Genomic DNA, 15,366 nt, shown 5'->3' with positions numbered 1-15,366 from the left:
GGTTTGGGCGTGGAGGAGCGACTTGGACGATTGGAGCGGGCCATAGATCAATTCTGCCCCACTTCGACCGTCGGTTTTGCCCGCGGCACACCCCACGGCTTCGGGTGCCCGGGTCGGACCCCGGGGATGAAACCCGGTAGAGTGCACTCTGTGCGTTTAGTGATTGCCAAGTGTTCAGTTGATTACGAGGGCCGCCTCAGGGCCCACCTCCCCCTAGCGACCCGTCTGTTGATGGTCAAGGCCGACGGATCGGTGCTGGTCCATTCCGACGGCGGCAGCTACAAGCCGCTGAACTGGATGAGTCCCCCGGCCGTGATGCGGGTGGTGGAACCCGACGAGGAACAAGCAGCCGAGGGCGACATCGAGCTCTGGCACGTTGCCCACCAGAAGTCGGACGACCGGCTGGTGGTGCACATCAAGGAGATCATCCACGACTCCCAGCACAACCTCGGCATCGACCCCGGATTGATCAAGGACGGAGTCGAATCCGACCTGCAGCGCCTGCTGGCCGACCAGATCGAGACCGTCGGCACCGGCTACACGCTGATCCGCCGCGAATATATGACGGCCATCGGCCCGGTCGATATCCTGGCCCGGGACGCCGACGGCGCAACCGTGGCCATCGAGCTCAAGCGCAATGGGGACATCGACGGCGTCGAGCAACTCACCCGCTACCTGGAACTACTTAACCGCGACCCGCTGCTCAAGCCCGTGCGCGGACTGTTTGCCGCGCAGAAGATCAAGCCGCAGGCCCGCACGCTGGCCACCGACCGCGGCATCGACTGCCTGATCCTCGACTACGATGCCATGCGCGGCCTCGACGACGTGGCGGCCCGGCTCTTCTAGGCTCTGGGGCCGGGGTCCGTCACGGCTCGAAACCCGCTGACGCAGATTCCCATAAGCAATGCCGCACGGACCTAGACTAGGTCCATGACTTCCACCGATTCACCCGACCGCTATGCACTGACCGGCCATCTCATCTCCCCGGGCCGGAACATCACCCAGGGCATCATCGCCGTGGAAGGCAACCGCATTGCGTTCGCCGGCGATGTCCGAGAATTCTCATTCTTCGATTCCGACGGCGCTTTCGAGATGCGACGCTCCCCCGAAGGAACCATCATCATCCCGGGGCTCATCGACCTGCATTGCCACGGCGCAGCCGGCGGCGATTTCTCGTCCGCGGACCGCGAGAAGACCACCGCGGCGATCGAACACCTACATCGTTCGGGGACCACCACACTGATGGCCTCGCTGGTCACGGCTTCTCGTGAGAACATGCTGGCGGCCGCTGCAGTCTTGGCAGAATTCGCCCAGCGAGGGGAGATCGCCGGACTCCATGCCGAGGGACCTTTCCTCTCGACAGCACGCTGCGGCGCCCAAGACCCATCATTCATTACCGAACCCGATCCTGATTTTGTCGACGCCTTGATCGATGCCGCAGCCGGGCAGCTGCGCACGATGACCTACGCACCGGAACTAGAGGGTTCCAACGCCCTGCTGGAGCAGCTCGTATCTCAGGGTGTTGTGCCCTCGCTGGGCCACACCGACGCAGATGCCACAACCACCCGTGATTCCTTGTTGGTGGCCCGTGAAGAGCTTGCCAGCGCCGGGGTCGACGGATTCACCGAACGACCCACCGTCACCCACCTATTCAACGGGATGCCACCGATGCATCACCGCGCTCCTGGCCCAATTGCCGCCTGCCTCGAGCTGGCGGCCCAGGGCAAGATCATCGTGGAGCTGATTGCCGATGGTGTACATCTTGACCCTGACATGGTGCGCACCATGTTCGAGGTCGTGGGGGCCGAAGCCATCGCCCTGGTGACCGATTCAATGGCCGCGACGGGGCTGGCCGACGGAAACTACGAATTGGGCTCATCTGCTGTAAGCGTGACCAACGGCGAAGCCCGGTTGGCTTCCGATGGCTCGCTCGCTGGCGGCACCGCCAGCATGCTCGAAGTTCTGCGCAAGGTCGTGGCGGCCGGAGTGGGACTGGACCAGGCCATCATTTCCGCCACCAAGGTTCCCGCAAGCGTGCTGGGACTCGTGGACGAGGCCGGGCGGCTCCACCGAGGCTTCGCGGCCGACATGCTCATCCTGGATGCGGATCTTGAGTTGGTCCAAGTCATCCGCAATGGCGTATACCTAGGCTAGGCCCACCCGGGGAGCACCACGGGAGAATCAAGTTCACGTGCCAAGACCTCGCATTGTGAAGTCTTTGCTGACCAACTGAACGTAAAGTATTGACCCATGTCACGCCACTATGTGATGCTTGACTCAGTCTTTGTGTTGGTTAGTCATACCCGCCAAAGCAGTGCTGCGGGTGTGAAGTAACTGCGGCGGGGTCAACCCCACGCCAGTATCTTCTCACTTGAGTACCACCCAGGGCCGTTGCACGGTGCAACGGCCTGTTTTTCGCACTATATGAGGAGAAATACATGGCTCAGGGAACCGTGAAGTGGTTTAACGCCGAAAAGGGATTCGGCTTTATCACTCCCGATGGCGCCGAGGCTGACGTTTTCGTGCACTACTCGGAAATCCAGACCAACGGATTCCGCACGTTGGAAGAAAACCAGCGCGTGGAATTCGAAGTTGGACAGGGCGCTAAGGGGCCACAGGCCACCGGCGTAGTCGGTATCTAATAACTTCACAGACTCTTTGAACTTCTCGCTTACCGCTAACCGGTAGGCGAAATTCACGAAGAAGCTACAAAAGCCTGGGGCGGGATGATCAAATCATCCCGCCCCAGGCTTTTGTTATCGCTTGATCAGTCCTGGCGCCAGGTGCCAACGCCCGCAACGGGGCCGGCCTCCAACCAGGCCGAAAGGCCGTTATAGGTCTGGTAATCCATGGCTATCAAGATATCTCGGCCTTCATAGCCCATCATGACGATGACGCTACCGGGCTGCACCAGATGCTTTTCCTCTTCCTCCGGCTTCCTCCAGCCTTGAAGCCGGATGGAGGTGCGCACAAAGCGGTGCACCGGGATTGGAGATACGGAAAAGAGCTTGAGGAACTCAAGCTCTCCGGATCCGTAACGCGCAATCGCCATCATCCATTTCCCACGAGACGTGGAGACGGAGGCGTCGAAAGTGCCAAGAGTGCGCCGCAACTGAATGCGACGCACTCCCATGGCACCCAAGAACATCACCACAAGCAGCAATGCTGCCAACACGATGAGCACAGGAATGCCGAGTTCGTTCAAGGCAGGGACTATCGCGTTCCTGCCGCGGCGGACTCTGCCATGACGGCGTTGTCCGCGACGATCACCACACGGTCGGTGTCAACGGAGAAGAACCCGCCGTCAACCTGGACCGAGAACCGGGAACCAGAAACCGGATCGATTTCCAGATCACCGGCAGCCAGGACGGCCAGCATCGGCACGTGACCGGGAAGAATCCCGATTTCGCCATTGCTGGTACGTCCCTTGACCAGTTTCGCCGCACCGGACCACACGAAGTGGTCGGCAGCAACGATTTCGACTTGGAGTTCGGCCATGACTAGTGAATCGACTTCTGGATGTCTGCCCACTGGCGCTCAACATCATCCATGCCGCCGATGTTGAAGAATGCCTGCTCAGCAATGTGGTCGACATCGCCGTTGCAGATCGCGGTGAAGCCTTCGATGGTGTCCGCAATGGAAACCGTCGAGCCGTCGACACCGGTGAACTGCTTAGCAGTGTAGGTGTTCTGCGACAGGAACTGCTGGATACGACGTGCACGTGCCACGACGATCTTGTCTTCTTCGCCGAGCTCGTCAATGCCGAGGATCGCGATGATGTCCTGCAGTTCCTTGTTCTTCTGGAGGATCTGCTTGACACGAACCGCGGTGTCGTAGTGAGCCTGGCCCACGTACTGCGGGTCAAGGATTCGCGACGTGGAGGTCAGCGGATCGATGGCCGGGTACAGGCCACGGGAAGCGATTTCACGGGAAAGTTCCGTGGTCGCATCCAAGTGGGCGAAGGTAGCAGCAGGTGCCGGGTCGGTGTAGTCGTCAGCAGGCACGTAAACGGCCTGCATCGAGGTAATCGAGCGGCCCTTGGTCGAGGTGATGCGCTCCTGGAGGAGACCCATCTCATCGGCAAGGTTCGGCTGGTAACCCACGGCCGAAGGCATGCGGCCCAGCAGGGTCGACACCTCGGAACCGGCCTGGGTGAAGCGGAAGATGTTGTCAATGAAGAGCAACACGTCCTGGTTCTGCACATCGCGGAAGTACTCCGCCATGGTCAGTGCGGACAGTGCCACGCGCAAACGCGTGCCTGGCGGCTCATCCATCTGGCCGAACACCAAGGCGGTGTCCTTCAAGACGTTGGCTTCTTCCATTTCGACCCAGAGGTCGTTACCTTCACGGGTACGCTCGCCAACACCGGCGAATACCGAAGTACCACCGAAGTTACGGGCAACACGGGTGATCATTTCCTGGATCAGCACGGTCTTGCCGACACCGGCGCCACCGAAGAGTCCGATCTTTCCACCCTTGATGTACGGGGTGAGAAGGTCAATCGACTTGATGCCGGTTTCCAGCATTTCGGTCGAACCTTCGAGGCTCGCGAAGGCCGGAGCCTTGCGGTGGATCGGCCAGCGCTCGGTGATTTCGAGTTCCGAGGCTTCCACGTCGAGGGGCTCGCCCAGAACGTTGAAGATGTGGCCCTTGACGACATCGCCAACGGGTACGGAAATCGGGGCACCGGAGTCCTTCACGGCAGTTCCGCGGACAAGTCCGTCGGTGGCCTGCAGCGAGATCGCACGAACCATTGAGTCACCGAGGTGCTGGCTGGTTTCGAAGGTGATGGTCTTGGTCTCACCGTTGAGGGTAATCTCAGCGGAAAGAGCGTTGTAAATTGCAGGCAAGGAGTCGGCGGGGAATTCAACGTCGACAACCGGGCCGATAACGCGTGCGATACGACCGGTTGCACCGGTCGAAGCAGCGGTACCCTGCTCGTTAAGTTGGGCAGTCATCTCTCTCACTTCACTTGTGTAGATGGCGTGGATGTAAGTGTTGGTAGAAACATACCGTTAGCCGTTCAGCGCGTCAGCGCCGGCAACAATTTCGGAAAGTTCCTGAGTAACCTCGGCCTGGCGGGCGTTGTTACGAAGACGCGTGTACTTCTCGATCAAGTCCTTGGCGTTGTCGCCTGCGGACTTCATGGCACGCTGACGGGCTGCGAGCTCGGAAGCCGCCGCCTGCAACATGGCATTGAAGATACGTGACTCGATGTAGCGCGGGAGCAGTGCATCCAGTACCTGCTCCGGTTCCGGCTCGTATTCGTAGAGCGGCAGAAGCTCGTCGGCGGGAGTCTCAGACTCTCCCTCAACGACCTCAAGCGGCAGCAAACGAATGACCGTCGGCTCCTGAACGACCATCGACTTGAACTGGGTGAAAACAACGTGGATCTCATCCACGCCACCCGCTTCAAACTCTTCGGCGAAATCCTGAAGCAGGATCTTGCCAAGTTCACGTGCCGTTTCAAAATCCGGAGCGTCGGTTCCACCGGTCCACACCTTCGCGTAGTCCCGTCCACGGAAGTCGAAGTACGCCTGGGCCTTGCGGCCGACCAGATAGGTCTTGACGTCCTTGCCTTCTGAGTGGAGCAGTTCAACGAGGTGCTCTGCCTGCTTCAAGACGCCGGCGGAGTAGGACCCGGCGAGCCCGCGGTCCGCGGTCAACACCAAGACTGCCGCACGACGGATTGACTCCGGCTCGGTAGTCAGCGGGTGCTCGACCTCGGACTGTGACGCGACGGCAGTAACAGCACGGGTAATCGCATTGGCATACGGCAACGATGCCGAGACACGCGCACGTGCCTTGCCAATACGGGAAGAGGCGATCAGTTCCATCGCCTTGAAGATCTTGCCCATCGACGTTGTCGATGCAATCTTCTGGCGGTAGACCCGAATCTGGGCTCCCATGTTTGTCCTTTCCTTATCCCTTCGCAGCGGCTGCCGCGCCACACCTGGTGGCGCGGCAGCCCCTACTCAAAGGCGATGTCAGCGCTTTTGCTTGACGATCTTTTCCTGGTCGACGGAACCCTCGGACAATGCATCGAATTCTTCGTTGCCTGCGGCGACAAGCTTGTCGTCACCCTGACCGAAGAAGCCTGCCTTGAACTCGACAATGTTCGTCTCGAGCGACTGGACGGTCTCGTCTTCAAGCTTGCCGGTTTCGGCAATCACGGTCAACGCATTGCTGCGGTGACGCATGTGTGCGAGGAACTCGGTCTCGAAGCGGTGAACGTCTTCAACCGGGACATCGTCCAAGTAGCCCTTGGTACCCATCCAGATGGAAACAACCTGGTCTTCAACCGGGAACGGAGCGTACTGGCCCTGCTTGAGCAGTTCCATCAGACGCGCACCACGGGTCAGCTGCTGCTTGGAAGCAGCATCCAGGTCCGAGGCAAACATGGCGAAGGCCTGCATGTCGCGGTACTGGGCCAATTCAAGCTTCAACGTACCGGAAACCTTCTTCATGGCCTTGACCTGCGCCGAGCCACCCACGCGGGACACCGAGATGCCCACGTCGACTGCCGGACGCTGGTTGGCGTTGAAGAGGTCCGACTGCAAGAAGATCTGGCCGTCGGTGATCGAGATGACGTTGGTCGGAATGAACGCCGAGACGTCATTGGCCTTGGTTTCGATGATCGGCAGGCCGGTCATCGAGCCGGCACCGAGCTCGTCAGAGAGCTTGGCGCAACGTTCCAGCAGGCGGGAGTGCAGGTAGAACACGTCGCCCGGGTAAGCCTCGCGTCCCGGCGGACGGCGCAGCAGCAACGAAACGGCGCGGTAGGCTTCGGCCTGCTTGGACAGATCATCAAAGACGATCAGAACATGCTTGCCGTCGTACATCCACTGCTGGCCAATGGCCGAGCCGGCGTACGGTGCCAGGTACTTGAAACCAGCAGGGTCAGATGCCGGGGAGGCCACGATGGTGGTGTACTCCAGGGCGCCGTTGTCTGCCAAGGTCTGGCGCACAGCGGCAATGGTCGAAGCCTTCTGACCAATTGCCACGTAGATGCAGCGGACCTGCTTGGTGGTGTCACCCGAAGCCCAGTTGGCCTTCTGGTTGATGATGGCGTCAACGGCCAGGGCCGTCTTGCCGGTCTGGCGGTCACCAATGATCAGCTGACGCTGGCCACGGCCGATGGGGATCATCGCGTCGATGGCCTTCATGCCGGTCTGCAGCGGTTCGTGAACCGACTTACGCTGTGTCACGCCGGGTGCCTGAGTTTCCAGGGCACGACGTCCGGTGGACGCAATCGGTCCCAGGTCATCGATCGGCTCGCCCAACGGGTCCACCACGCGGCCCAGGAAGGCGTCGCCCACCGGAACCGAAAGGATTTCGCCGGTGCGCTCAACGCGCTGGCCTTCGGCAATACCGGTGAAGTCGCCAAGGACTACAACACCAATATCGCGGGTATCAAGGTTCTGGGCCAAGCCCAGAGTGCCGTCTTCGAAGCGAAGCAGCTCATTGGCCATGACGGAGGGAAGACCCTCCACCTTGGCGATGCCGTCACTTGCCGTGGTTACGCGGCCGACCTCGGTGCGCTCTGCTTTGCCCGGTTCGTAGGACGCTGCGAACTCATTCAAGGCATTGCGGACGTCGTCGGCGTTGATGGTCAAATCGGCCATCTGCAGTCCCTGCTCTCCTAAGTTGTGGTCACCGCGATCAATCGTTGCGGCAACCGAAATTTGATTCAGTCTATGGTGACTGGCCTGCCAGGCGGGCCCCCGCGGTGAAGCGGGGGTCTGCCTAACTTGCCAACTGGCGGCGAAGCTCCGAGACGCGGGTGGCAATGGTTGCGTCAACAACTTCATCGCCCACCTTGATGCGGATGCCGCCAACTAGTGCCGGGTCGATCTCTACATTGATCTTCAAGTCCCGGCCGTAAAGGTTGTTTAGGCCTGCCTGCAGGCGCGCTGTCTGCTCACTGGTGAGTTCACGGGTGACGCTCACCTGGGCAATCCAGCGGTCCTGGCGCTTAGCCACCAATTCCACGAAGCGCTCCAGAAGTGCAACGGGCTTGAGCCCGCGCGGCGAAGCGACGGCCTGGCGGATCAGCAGTGCTGATGCGTCCGAGGCGTTCGGTACCAGCTTGAGCGCCAGAGCGCTCTTGGCTTCTACCGAGGCCTGCGGATCATCAAGTGCACGCTGCAGATCATGACTGGACCCAACTACACGGATAAACGCGAAGAGGTCTTCTTCGAGCCTCTCCAGTCCCGAGGAACCGCCCTGACGCTCTGCCACCGCAATGGCTACAGTTGCCGCCACGGTCTCCAGTGCATCGCCAATGTCTCGTGCCGAGCCCCAACGCGAGGTTGCCAGAGACGCAACGGTGGATTCGGCTTTCGCCGAGACCTTGCCGTGCAACAGCTGGGCAACAAGCCCAGCCTTGTCCGTGGCCCCACGGGCCGGATCAGTCAGTGCGCGACGCAGGCCTGCGTTGCTATCTAGGACGTCAACCGTCCCAAACAGCTCGGCGGACATGTCCAAGGACGCGTGTGCAAGCTTGGTTTCCAACGACGCAAGCGCCGCGGTCAATGACTCGCTCGATACACCTGCCATTAGTTCGAAGCACCTGCGTTCTGCTGGGTTTCAAGTTCAGCCAGGAACTTATCGACCACGCGGGAAGCGCGCTCGTCGTTCTCAAGAGCGTCATCGACGATCTTGCTGGCCAGAGAAGTTGCCAGAGTACCAACCTCGGCGCGCAGCGACGTTACTGCAGCCACACGCTCGGCTTCGATCTGGCGCTGAGCCTGTTCGGTGATGCGAGCGGACTCGTCGGCAGCCTTGGTCTTGAGATCCGCGAGGATCTGGGCACCTTCTTCGCGCGCATCCTCACGGATACGGTTGGCTTCGGTGCGTGCTTCCAGCAGCTGTGCCTTGTACTGCTCGAGGGTGGCGTTGGCTTCGGCCTGTGCGGCCTCCGCCTTTTCAAGTCCACCTTCGATGGCCGTGACACGGTCCTGGTAGGACTTCTCGAATGCCGGGGCAATGTACTTGACCACCAAGAACAGCAGGACAGCAAAGCCTGCGGCAGTGACAAGAATTTCCCACGGGTTCGGAAGCAGCGGGTTTGCGCCCGCACCTGCAGCGAGGATCAATTCGTTGCTGATCATTCTCACTCTTCCTTATCTCTTAAGTTCCATTTGCAATAGCCCTGCGACAGTGGCAGGGCCACCACGAAGGGAACTAGGCGCCGACGACGAAGGCGAAGACAAAGCCCAGGATGGCCAGTGCTTCTGCAAGGGCGAAGCCCAGCATGGCGATTGGCTGCAGGATGCGCTGTGCTTCCGGCTGGCGTGCAACGCCGTTGATGTAAGCAGCGAAGATCATGCCCACGCCGATGGCCGAGCCGATTGCAGCCAGGCCGTAGCCGATCATGTTAAGGGAGCCGTGGAGTTCCATTTCGTTCCTTTCAAGATACCGACACTCTGTCGGCAGGTTGTGAGGTCATTCCCTGATGAAGGGGAAAACTTTGTTTATTGGTGCAAGCCCGATTTAGTGGGCGTCTGCATCCAGGGCACCCTGGATGTAGATGGCGGTCAGCAAGGCGAAGACAAACGCCTGCAGGACCATGATCAGAAGTTCAAGGAAGTACATGGCCACCGAGCCTGCGATGACCGCAATGCCAATGCCGTTCATGGCCAGGGATTCCTGGACAACGATCAGGTGGCGTGCGCCGGAGGCAGCAAGCATGACGATCATGTGGCCGGCAAGCATGGTGGCCATAAGACGCAGCGAGTGGGTCAGTGGGCGAACGATGAAGTTGGAAATGATTTCCAACGGCACCATCAGCGGCATGATCCAGCCAGGTACTCCCGAGGGAACGACTGCAAGCTTGAAGTAGCGGATACCGTGGTTCTTCACGCCAACTGCGATCCAGGTGCCATAGATGATGATGGCCATGGCATAGGCCGAACCGGCGTGGGAGAAGGACGGAATCTGTAGGAACGGGATGGCCCCGAACAAGTTGTTCAGCAGGACGAAGAAGAACGTGGCAAACAGCAGCGGCACCCACTGGGCGAAGTTCTTTTCGCCAATGATGTCGCGGCCGATGCCGTTACGGACGAAGCTGTAGGCACTTTCGGCCAAAAACTGCGTCTTACCTGGAACCAACTTCGGGTTCTTGATTGCGGCCTTGAAGAACCACACGATCAGGATGATCGAAAGGATGATCATGATCATCTGCTTGCCGAAACCGGTCCCGTACTCGGCTAACCAAGGCAGCACCTCGGGAAGGTGGGTGTCGGAAATTGTCGGCGGGACATATGGTTCTGTGGCCGTCGGAAGCGCAAACGCGGTCAACGCGCTGTCCTCTCTGCAGTTTCGGTCGGGGGCAAATTCGGTGATTTGGCGCAAAGCGCCACCCACCGTGTGAAGTTCTATTGGTCGATCTCATGACTTGCTGACAACCCGCGGCGTCGATGCCGCAAATGGTGGCGAGCCAGAAACCATCCTGCAGTGGCGCCAATCAGCGCACTGAGGAAAACAATCCAGCGGGTGTCCAGCAAAAGATCCAGACCCCAGCCTATCAAACCCCACGCGATGAGCCCGCCAACAACGTAGTTGACGTACTCCCGGGCAGATGCCCGTTTCGTCGTGGGCTTGGGGTTGGGATTGAGATCAGGATTTTCCATGTTCCCCTCCATCTGAAGGGGAGGCCACAGGATCCTCGTGATTGAAAATGGGAAGCCTAGCCCGAGAAAAGGCGCGGATCTCGCCAAACTGCCACAGCACTAAGGAGCCAACGGCTCCCCACATGAAGTACGGCGCGAGTACCCAACTAGGCAACCCGGAAAAAATAACCAGGGCACCCATGCCCAGGATTTTGGCAACGTACATGAACAAGAAGGCTGGAAGCGCCCAAGAGCTGCGATAACGTCCGGCCCATTCGGCCACCATCAGGCTGATCCCGAAAAACACCACGATCAATGCGCACCCGAAAGCCAGCGAGCCTGCCTCGGACGAACCGAGGATCGGCCATGCGGCAATGGATGCGATGACTCCTGCACCGACGGTGTAGGCCACGCAGGTCTTCAAAATCCCCATCCAAGGGGAACGCGGAGCCGACGATGCGACTAGCGCGCCGTTGGTCTTCGAGCCGCGTTCCGGCTTGGTCATGTAATTCCAATTCCCTTGCATTCAGCGGGGCCGCTTGTGGCGGACACCCACCGGACATTGAGGCTTGATTGGGGGCAAGTCCCCCATAAGGAGGACATTCGAATTCTACACGAGATAGAAGGAGGCCCCGCCCCTGCCATCCGCCCTCTATCTCAAGGGCACGACAACTAGACCTTGCGGGACCTTGCAAGCCGCTTCCTGCGACGTTTTAGGATAGGCCACCAGGTGACTAAGGTCACGCAAACGAAGCCCGCAACATACAGTGGGATGGCAACTTTTCGGTTGCCCAGCGAGATCACGATGACACCCGAAGCCACCAGGGCGGCCCACGCGTAGAGGATCAGTGCGGCAACGGCCGGAGGATGACCGAGGTCAAGCATCCGGTGGTGGATGTGTCCCCGGTCAGCGGTAAACGGGGACTTGCCGTTGGCTGTTCGGCGAATGATGGACATCGCGAGGTCGAGGTATGGCAGGACCATGACGCCCAGAGGCAGCAGTACGGGCATGAAGGCCGGGACATTGCGGAAGCGATAGGCGTCTTCGCCCAGGACGTCGCCGGTGACAGCGAGGGTGGCCACGGCCAGCAGCATGCCGATCGCCAAGACACCTGACTCCCCCATGAAGATCGAGGCCGGCCTGAAGTTGTGTGGCAGGAAACCTAGGGTCGCGCCCAGCAGTACGGCGCAGAGCAGTGCGGAGAAGTTCGCGTAGTCCTCGGCACTGACGCGTGTGGCCAGCATGTAGCTATAGACAAAGAAGGTTGCCGCACCAATGGCAGAGATGCCGGCAGCCAAGCCGTCTAGCCCGTCCACGAAGTTGATCGCGTTCATGGTGCCGACGATGATCACTACAGTGACCGCCACCTGCACCACTGGTGAGTCGAAGTGCAGTGCGCCGACCGGTAGCGCCTTGAGAATAATCCCGTGCTTCACGATCACCAGACCCACGCCGATCTGGCCGATGAGTTTGATCCACCAGCGCAGATCAAGGAGATCGTCAAGCACTCCCATGACCAAGATGATCAGCAACGCCCACAGCACGCCCAGGATTGGCTCCGGGGCTCTGAAGATTCCGTCGAAGAACGACATCTGGGATGCGAGGCCGATACCCAAGGCGAGCCCGAGGATGATGGCCACTCCCCCCAGTTTGGGGGTGGGCTTCTCGTGGACGTCACGGTCTCGAACGGGGATTTTGGGCATGAAACGCGCGCCAATGGCGCGGAATACCGGGGTGACCAAATACGAGGTTATGAAGGTGATCCCGATCAGCAACAAGTAGCTTCTCATGACGCGCGGGCGGTCTCCCCTGCTCCGGTACCGTCTTGAGTATCGGCAGCAACCGGGTTGGCGTCGGTGCTCGGCGTGCCGTTCGCAACCTCGGCACCGGGGGCATACCCCGTTCCGGATCCGGGCTGCGCAGAATCATGTGCTGGTTCGGTGGATTCCGTCGGTGCCGGATCCTCCGAATCATGGTCGGTGGTCTCAGGAGTAGGAAGGTGAGGATCCGCTTCGCCGTGGACATCTAGCAATTCGGGGACCACGGTGCGCAGTTCGTCCAGGCCTAAAGCGCCTTGGCGCACCACGCGTGGCGGCGTCAGGGTGCAATCAATGATGGTGGAGCTCATTCCACCACCTGCGCCGGGGCGTGGACCAGCTTCCAGATACACCTCGACCGACTCGCCAAGTTGGGCGAAGGCTTCTTCGGCGGTATCGGCGGCGCGGTTCCCGGTTCGGTTAGCGGAGGACACTGCCAGCGGACCGGTGGTACGCAGCAACGCACGAGCGACCTCGTCGTCGGGCACCCGAAGCGCGACCGTGCCACGAGTTTCACCTAAGTCCCAGGTCAGTGACGGCTGGGCGTGCAAAATCAGGGTGAGCGCACCGGGCCAGAATTTCTCGGCGAGCTCACGGGCATAGTCCGGGACATCGACGGCCAGACCGTCGAGCGTGGCGGCCTGCGGGATCAGCACCGGCGGAGGCATGGCGCGCCCGCGGCCCTTGGCAGCCAGCAAGGTGGCTACGGCTTGGGAGGAAAAGGCGTCTGCGGCAATGCCATAGACCGTGTCGGTAGGCATCACGATGCAGCGCTTATCGGTCAGCGCTTCGCGCGCTGCTTCCAAACCGGCGTCCAGCTCCTGCTCATCGCGGGCATCAAATCGTGAAGTCACGGCTCTCATTCTTCCATGGTTCGTGGTGTTTCAGCGGCGGATACCGCTGGTGGCGCGGTCCCGTCCGTTCAGGTCCTGGTGGGTGGTGACCTGCTCCCAGTGTCCGGAGGCGGCAAACACGGCGGTGATGGCCTCGGCTTGGACCTCGGCGTGTTCCATCACGAAGAAGCCGCCGGGACGCAACAGCCGTGCCGCCGAAGCGGTAGCCGCGGCCGGGAGGACCATCCCGTCCGCCCCTCCCCCATAAAGCGCCATCGCCGGGTCGTGGTCCCGAGCCTCCGGTTCGCGCGGGACGGCGTTGGCCGGGATATAGGGCGGATTCGAGACCACCACATCACAGCTGCCATCCAGCTCGGTGAAGGCGTGGGCCAGGTCTCCCTGCACCAGGTGCACACCCAGCGGCTTTAGATTCCGCGCCGCGTACACCAGCGCATCGTCGGAGAGTTCCACCGCATGCACGCTGGATCCGGGCAATTCGTGGGCCAATGACCCGGCGATCGCCCCCGACCCGGTGCCCAGATCTACCAACACCGGCCGCACCAGCTCCCGGGCAAAGTCCAGAGCCAATTGCACGACCGATTCGGTCTCCGGGCGTGGCACAAAGACCCCCGGTCCCACGGCCAGCTCCAGATACCTGAAGTGGGCGAGTCCGGTCAGGTGCTGCAGCGGGATGCGGGTGGCCCGGCGACCGATCAATTCGGTGAAGCGGGCATGCTCCTCCGGGGCGAAGGCGCTGCCCATCAACTTCATGGTGGCCAACCGGCCGCGTGAAACATCCAGCACGTGGGCAGCCAAAAGTTCGGCGTCAACCCGCGGCGAGGGCACCCCCGCCCGTTCAAGGGCGGCGGTGGCAGCGGCGAGGTGCCCGGACAGGGGTGTGCCGGTGCCTTCGAGTGTGGACAATTCTCTTACTTTTCCTGGTCCCCGCCGAGGGCGTTGAGACGGTCCTGCTCATCCATCTCAATGCAGGAGTTGATCAGCGGATCGAGCTCACCGTTCATCACGTGGTCAAGGTTGTAAGCCTTGTAGCCGGTGCGGTGGTCGGCGATCCGGTTTTCCGGGTAGTTATAGGTACGGATGCGCTCGGAGCGGTCCATGGTGCGCACCTGCGACTTACGGATATCGGAGTTCTCCGCGTCGATGATGGCCTGCTGGTGGGCCAGCAGCCGCGAGCGCAGCACACGCATGGCGGCCTCGCGGTTCTGAATCTGCGACTTCTCGTTCTGCATGGCCACCACGATGCCGGTGGGGATGTGGGTCAGGCGCACCGCGGAGTCGGTGGTGTTCACCGACTGGCCACCGGGGCCCGAGGACCGGTACACATCGACCTTCAAATCATTCGGGTGAATGTCGACTTCTTCGGGCTCGTCGACCTCGGGCAGGATCAATACGCCGGCGGCAGAGGTGTGGATGCGGCCCTGAGATTCGGTCTGCGGCACACGCTGGACGCGGTGCACCCCACCCTCAAACTTCAGGTGCGCGTAAACGCCCTCGGCCGGGTCATTCGACTTGCCCTTGATCGCCATCTGGACGTCCTTGTAACCACCCAGATCCGACTCGTTGAAGGAGATGATCTCGGTCTTCCACCCACGGTGCTCCGCGTAACGGGTGTACATGCGCAACAGGTCCGCGGCGAAGAGTGCTGCCTCGTCGCCGCCTTCGCCGCCCTTGACCTCGAGGATCACGTCGCGTGCATCGTTGGGGTCCCGCGGGATCAGCAGCCGGCGCAGCTTTTCCTCGAGCACCGGCAGCTTCTCGTTCAGTTCTTCGACCTCTGCGGCGAAATCGGGGTCCTCGTCGGCCATTTCCGAGGCGGCTTCGAGGTCCTCGGTGGCCTGCTTCCAACGCCGGTGCGCCTCGGCAATGCCGTTCAGTTCGGCCGCGCGGCGGCCCAACTTGCGGGCCAGGGACTGGTCTTGGTAAACGGCAGGGTCCGAGAGCTGGGCCTGGAGGGCTGCATGCTCATCGAGAAGGCCCTGTACGGACTCAAACATCATTTCGGCTTCCTTCACTACGACTGGGTTCCCAGTGTAGGGAACGAATATCGATCTTGGGGGTTAACGACCAACGCCCAGCCTCAC

18 protein-coding genes are annotated in these 15,366 nt (G+C 60.9%); 3 read left to right on the top strand and 15 right to left on the bottom strand.

All coding sequences use genetic code 11. The annotated features are described in order from the left end of the window. Positions 1 to 150 precede the first annotated feature (150 nt). The 3 genes from nucS to ADIAG_RS04175 all read left to right on the top strand — a co-directional run bounded on the left by nucS (position 151) and on the right by ADIAG_RS04175 (position 2,642). Positions 151 to 846, top strand: a complete 696-nt coding sequence (nucS, locus tag ADIAG_RS04185) for an endonuclease NucS (protein WP_043473518.1) — start codon at positions 151 to 153, stop codon at positions 844 to 846. 84 nt (positions 847 to 930) lie between these two features. After that, positions 931 to 2,154 (top strand): N-acetylglucosamine-6-phosphate deacetylase, encoded by a 1,224-nt coding sequence (gene nagA / locus ADIAG_RS04180; protein WP_007270063.1) that lies wholly within the window; start codon positions 931 to 933, stop codon positions 2,152 to 2,154. Between the two features lie 284 nt (positions 2,155 to 2,438). Next, positions 2,439 to 2,642, top strand: a complete 204-nt coding sequence (locus tag ADIAG_RS04175) for a cold-shock protein (RefSeq protein ID WP_007270062.1) — start codon at positions 2,439 to 2,441, stop codon at positions 2,640 to 2,642. A gap of 125 nt (positions 2,643 to 2,767) precedes the next feature. Here the strand turns inward: ADIAG_RS04175 and ADIAG_RS04170 are convergent, their stop codons facing one another. The 15 genes from ADIAG_RS04170 to prfA form a co-directional block, all read right to left on the bottom strand. Continuing rightward, positions 2,768 to 3,205: a DUF2550 domain-containing protein gene (locus tag ADIAG_RS04170; RefSeq protein WP_043473279.1), complete on the bottom strand. Its 438-nt coding sequence runs from the start codon at positions 3,203 to 3,205 to the stop codon at positions 2,768 to 2,770. Positions 3,206 to 3,213: 8 nt separating this feature from the next. Next, entirely contained in the window at positions 3,214 to 3,498 is a 285-nt protein-coding gene (locus ADIAG_RS04165; protein ID WP_007270060.1) for a F0F1 ATP synthase subunit epsilon, read from the bottom strand. A gap of 2 nt (positions 3,499 to 3,500) precedes the next feature. Continuing rightward, a complete protein-coding gene (gene atpD, locus ADIAG_RS04160) occupies positions 3,501 to 4,958 on the bottom strand; it encodes a F0F1 ATP synthase subunit beta (RefSeq protein ID WP_007270059.1) in 1,458 nt (485 codons plus the stop codon). Positions 4,959 to 5,015: 57 nt separating this feature from the next. After that, entirely contained in the window at positions 5,016 to 5,909 is an 894-nt protein-coding gene (locus ADIAG_RS04155; RefSeq protein ID WP_007270058.1) for a F0F1 ATP synthase subunit gamma, read from the bottom strand. Between the two features lie 78 nt (positions 5,910 to 5,987). Continuing rightward, positions 5,988 to 7,625 (bottom strand): F0F1 ATP synthase subunit alpha, encoded by a 1,638-nt coding sequence (gene atpA, locus ADIAG_RS04150; RefSeq protein ID WP_007270057.1) that lies wholly within the window; start codon positions 7,623 to 7,625, stop codon positions 5,988 to 5,990. A 121-nt stretch (positions 7,626 to 7,746) separates the two neighbouring features. Next, a complete protein-coding gene (locus ADIAG_RS04145; protein ID WP_007270056.1) occupies positions 7,747 to 8,559 on the bottom strand; it encodes a F0F1 ATP synthase subunit delta in 813 nt (270 codons plus the stop codon). Beyond that, a complete protein-coding gene (locus ADIAG_RS04140) occupies positions 8,559 to 9,113 on the bottom strand; it encodes a F0F1 ATP synthase subunit B (RefSeq protein WP_007270055.1) in 555 nt (184 codons plus the stop codon). The genes ADIAG_RS04145 and ADIAG_RS04140 overlap by 1 nt, the downstream gene beginning before the upstream one ends. Before the next feature lie 73 nt (positions 9,114 to 9,186). Continuing rightward, entirely contained in the window at positions 9,187 to 9,402 is a 216-nt protein-coding gene (locus ADIAG_RS04135) for a F0F1 ATP synthase subunit C (RefSeq protein ID WP_007270054.1), read from the bottom strand. Between the two features lie 93 nt (positions 9,403 to 9,495). Next, positions 9,496 to 10,302 (bottom strand): F0F1 ATP synthase subunit A, encoded by an 807-nt coding sequence (gene atpB / locus ADIAG_RS04130; RefSeq protein ID WP_051059827.1) that lies wholly within the window; start codon positions 10,300 to 10,302, stop codon positions 9,496 to 9,498. Positions 10,303 to 10,379: 77 nt separating this feature from the next. Beyond that, entirely contained in the window at positions 10,380 to 10,634 is a 255-nt protein-coding gene (locus tag ADIAG_RS21805; protein ID WP_007270052.1) for a hypothetical protein, read from the bottom strand. After that, positions 10,621 to 11,118 (bottom strand): hypothetical protein, encoded by a 498-nt coding sequence (locus ADIAG_RS04125; RefSeq protein ID WP_007270051.1) that lies wholly within the window; start codon positions 11,116 to 11,118, stop codon positions 10,621 to 10,623. Before ADIAG_RS04125 ends, ADIAG_RS21805 begins: the two co-directional genes overlap by 14 nt. A gap of 167 nt (positions 11,119 to 11,285) precedes the next feature. Beyond that, on the bottom strand, positions 11,286 to 12,404 hold the full coding sequence (locus ADIAG_RS04120; protein ID WP_007270050.1) for an MraY family glycosyltransferase: 1,119 nt from the start codon (positions 12,402 to 12,404) through the stop codon (positions 11,286 to 11,288). Then, positions 12,401 to 13,294 (bottom strand): L-threonylcarbamoyladenylate synthase, encoded by an 894-nt coding sequence (locus ADIAG_RS04115; protein WP_007270049.1) that lies wholly within the window; start codon positions 13,292 to 13,294, stop codon positions 12,401 to 12,403. Before ADIAG_RS04115 ends, ADIAG_RS04120 begins: the two co-directional genes overlap by 4 nt. A 21-nt stretch (positions 13,295 to 13,315) precedes the next feature. Further along, entirely contained in the window at positions 13,316 to 14,188 is an 873-nt protein-coding gene (gene prmC, locus ADIAG_RS04110; RefSeq protein ID WP_007270048.1) for a peptide chain release factor N(5)-glutamine methyltransferase, read from the bottom strand. 5 nt (positions 14,189 to 14,193) lie between these two features. Further along, positions 14,194 to 15,279 (bottom strand): peptide chain release factor 1, encoded by a 1,086-nt coding sequence (prfA, locus tag ADIAG_RS04105; protein WP_043473507.1) that lies wholly within the window; start codon positions 15,277 to 15,279, stop codon positions 14,194 to 14,196. Positions 15,280 to 15,366 lie beyond the last annotated feature (87 nt).

Source organism: Paeniglutamicibacter gangotriensis Lz1y (genome assembly GCF_000348945.1).
In the GTDB taxonomy this organism is placed as follows: domain Bacteria; phylum Actinomycetota; class Actinomycetes; order Actinomycetales; family Micrococcaceae; genus Paeniglutamicibacter; species Paeniglutamicibacter gangotriensis.
This window is presented reverse-complemented; position numbering and strand designations above follow the sequence as displayed.

Coding starts and splice junctions, on each gene's coding strand:
- ADIAG_RS04120 (WP_007270050.1), bottom strand. CDS start 12,404: ATGAGAAGCTACTTGTTGCTGATCGGGATCACCTTCATAACCTCGTAT.
- ADIAG_RS04115 (WP_007270049.1), bottom strand. CDS start 13,294: ATGAGAGCCGTGACTTCACGATTTGATGCCCGCGATGAGCAGGAGCTG.
- atpD (WP_007270059.1), bottom strand. CDS start 4,958: ATGACTGCCCAACTTAACGAGCAGGGTACCGCTGCTTCGACCGGTGCA.
- ADIAG_RS04175 (WP_007270062.1), top strand. CDS start 2,439: ATGGCTCAGGGAACCGTGAAGTGGTTTAACGCCGAAAAGGGATTCGGC.
- ADIAG_RS21805 (WP_007270052.1), bottom strand. CDS start 10,634: ATGGAAAATCCTGATCTCAATCCCAACCCCAAGCCCACGACGAAACGG.
- nagA (WP_007270063.1), top strand. CDS start 931: ATGACTTCCACCGATTCACCCGACCGCTATGCACTGACCGGCCATCTC.
- ADIAG_RS04165 (WP_007270060.1), bottom strand. CDS start 3,498: ATGGCCGAACTCCAAGTCGAAATCGTTGCTGCCGACCACTTCGTGTGG.
- prfA (WP_043473507.1), bottom strand. CDS start 15,279: ATGTTTGAGTCCGTACAGGGCCTTCTCGATGAGCATGCAGCCCTCCAG.
- ADIAG_RS04140 (WP_007270055.1), bottom strand. CDS start 9,113: ATGATCAGCAACGAATTGATCCTCGCTGCAGGTGCGGGCGCAAACCCG.
- ADIAG_RS04135 (WP_007270054.1), bottom strand. CDS start 9,402: ATGGAACTCCACGGCTCCCTTAACATGATCGGCTACGGCCTGGCTGCA.
- ADIAG_RS04155 (WP_007270058.1), bottom strand. CDS start 5,909: ATGGGAGCCCAGATTCGGGTCTACCGCCAGAAGATTGCATCGACAACG.
- atpA (WP_007270057.1), bottom strand. CDS start 7,625: ATGGCCGATTTGACCATCAACGCCGACGACGTCCGCAATGCCTTGAAT.
- ADIAG_RS04125 (WP_007270051.1), bottom strand. CDS start 11,118: ATGACCAAGCCGGAACGCGGCTCGAAGACCAACGGCGCGCTAGTCGCA.
- ADIAG_RS04145 (WP_007270056.1), bottom strand. CDS start 8,559: ATGGCAGGTGTATCGAGCGAGTCATTGACCGCGGCGCTTGCGTCGTTG.